Below are 3,199 nucleotides of genomic sequence, written 5' to 3' on the forward strand. Positions count from 1 at the left end.
AATAAATATGGCAGTTACCTACTCTCCCGCATGATAGTGCAGTACCATCGGCCATGAGGGGCTTAACTTCTCTGTTCGGAATGGGAAGAGGTGAACACCCTCGGCATAACCACCATAAGATCTTTAGCTGTGATGATCACTCATCCGAGATGCAGGGGCTTTCGCTTACCTTGTCTCCAGCTGATAATAAGATAACATATTGGGAAAGTCGTATACGAACTTTTGCAGTAATAAATAAAGTTAAAGCTTACGGGCAATTAGTATTACTCGGCTTTGATGTTACCACCTTTACACCTGTAACCTATCAACGTCGTAGTCTCCGACGGCCCTTAAAAGTAAACTCATCTTGAAGCAGGTTTCACGCTTAGATGCTTTCAGCGTTTATCCTGTCCGTACATAGCTACTCTGCACTGCACCTGGCGGCACAACAGATACACCAGCGGTACGTACGACCCGGTCCTCTCGTACTAAGGTCATGTCTCCTCAATTTACTAACGATCACAACAGATAGGGACCGAACTGTCTTGCGACGTTCTGAACCCAGTTCACGTGCCACTTTAATCGGCGAACAGCCGAACCCTTGGGACCTTCTCCAGCCCCAGGATGTGACGAACCGACATCGAGGTGCCAAACCTCACCGTCGATATGAGCTCTTGGGTGAGATCAGCCTGTTATCCCCGGAGTACCTTTTATCCTTTGAGCGATGGCCCTTCCATACAGAACCACCGGATCACTTTAGCCTGCTTTCGCACCTGCTCGGCTTGTTTGCCTCACAGTCAAGCACCCTTATACTAATGCGCTCTGCGTACGATTACCAACCGTACTGAGGGTACCTTTGCGAGCCTCCGTTACCTTTTAGGAGGCGACCACCCCAGTCAAACTACCCACCAAACAATGTCTCCGTTGCCGGATTAGACTCTAAATAACAGAAGGTTGGTATTTCAACGATGACTCCACAACTCCTGGCGAAGCTGCTTCATAGTCTCCCAACTATCCTACACATCTGGCATTCAAAATCAATGTTAAGTTGTAGTGAAGGTTCACGGGGTCTTTCCGTCCCGTTGCGATTAACCGGCATCTTCACCGATACTACAATTTCACCGAGCTCGTGGTAGAGACAGTGTACAACTCATTAGACCATTCGTGCAGGTCGGAACTTACCCGACAAGGAATTTCGCTACCTTAGGACCGTTATAGTTACGGCCGCCGTTTACTGGGGCTTCAGTCAGAAGCTTTGGATTACTCCGAACATCCTTCCTTAACCTTCCAGCACCGGGCAGGTATCAGGCTCTATACGTCATCTTTCGATTTTGCAGGGCCCTGTGTTTTTGTTAAACAGTTGGTTGTACCATTTTACTGAGACCACATTACTGTGGTACGCCTTATCCCGAAGTTACAGCGTCAATTTGCCTAGTTCCTTTACCACGGATCACTCGAGCGCCTTAGAATACTCATCTCGACTACCTGTGTCGGTTTACGGTACGGGCTGCTATAAACGAACCTTAGAAGTTTTTCTTGGAAGTCTGATTAGGGACATTATCAGCGCTGCCGAAGCTTTGCTGTACTATCAGGTTCAGCACCATCTGCGGATTTTCCTACAGTCAGTATACCTACACCCTTTAACGCACTATTCCGTAAGTGCGCAGTCCTTTCACTACTCCGTTACTCCATCGAATTTATAGCAGGTACTGGAATATTCACCAGTTTGCCATCAGCTACGCCTCTCGGCTTTGCCTAAGGACCCGACTAACCCTGATCCGATTAGCGTTGATCAGGAACCCTTAGTCTTACGGCGATAAGATTTTTCATCTTATTTATCGTTACTTATGCCTACATTTTCTTTTCTAAACGCTCCAGCATGTCTCACAACACACCTTCGATGCAGTTTAGAATGCTCCCCTACCGTCTAGCATTGCTGCTAGGCCTAAAGCTTCGGTTGTATGTTTGATGCCCGATTATTTTCCGTGCCCAAACCCTCGACCAGTGAGCTGTTACGCACTCTTTAAATGAATGGCTGCTTCCAAGCCAACATCCTGGCTGTTTTAGGATTTGAACCGCGTTTGTTCAACTTAACATACGATTAGGGACCTTAGCTGTTAGTCTGGGTTATTTCCCTCTCGGCCATGGACCTTAGCGCCCACAGCCTCACTCCTGGAGATTATGTTATAGCATTCGGAGTTTATTAGGGTTTGGTAGGCGGTGAAGCCCCCTAGCCCAATTAGTAGCTCTACCTCTATAACACGTCTATATCCAAGGCTGTTCCTAAAAACATTTCGGGGAGAACGAGCTATCTCTCAGTTTGATTGGCCTTTCACCCCTATCCACAGGTCATCCCATAGCTTTTCAACGCTAATGAGTTCGGACCTCCAGTTGGTTTTACCCAACCTTCATCCTGCCCATGGATAGATCACAAAGTTTCGCGTCTACCCCCACTGACTATACGCTCTGTTAGAACTCGCTTTCGCTACGGCTCCGGTACTGAAGACCTTAACCTCGCCAGTGAGGAGTAACTCGTAGGCTCATTATGCAAAAGGCACGCCGTCACTCTTTCGAGCTCCGACCGCTTGTAGGCGCACGGTTTCAGGAACTATTTCACTCTCCTGTTCGGAGTACTTTTCACCTTTCCCTTACGGTACTGGTTCACTATCGGTATCTAAGGAGTATTTAGCCTTACCAGATGGTGCTGGCAGTTTCACACAGGATTCCTCCGGTCCCGCGCTACTCAGGATACTACACGTCTATCAGAATTTCTGTCTACAGGGCTATCACCTGCTACGGCTCATCTTTCCAGATGATTCAACTTGATCTGACTTTCTAAAAGTAGTCCTACAACCCCGGATAGAATTGCTTCGATCCGGTTTGGGCTCTTCCCTGTTCGCTCGCCACTACTTAGGGAATCATTAGTTATTTTCTTTTCCTGCAGGTACTTAGATGTTTCAGTTCCCTGCGTTGGCTCTCTTTCGAGTGACACATCTTCAATGTGCCGGGTTGTCCCATTCGGAAATCTACGGATGTATTGCTCGTTTGCAGCTCCCCGTAGCTTATCGCAGCTTACCACGTCCTTCTTCGCCTCTTAGATCCTAGGCATCCACCATGCGCCCTTATTCGCTTTAAATATTTTCGTATTCAGATATTACTATCCGTATACAACTTGCATTTCCCAATATGTCAAAGAACTTTTGATCATTACTGATCATTG

2 rRNA genes are annotated in these 3,199 nt (G+C 47.3%); both read right to left on the reverse strand.

Annotation, left to right across the window (positions count from 1 at the left end):
• Positions 1-5: 5 nt before the first annotated feature.
• A 5S ribosomal RNA gene (gene rrf, locus DF182_RS32050) occupies positions 6-117 on the reverse strand.
• Positions 118-237: 120 nt separating this feature from the next.
• A 23S ribosomal RNA gene (locus DF182_RS32055) occupies positions 238-3,115 on the reverse strand.
• Positions 3,116-3,199: the final 84 nt, after the last annotated feature.

Source organism: Chitinophaga flava (assembly GCF_003308995.1).
Taxonomy (GTDB): Bacteria; Bacteroidota; Bacteroidia; order Chitinophagales; family Chitinophagaceae; genus Chitinophaga; species Chitinophaga flava.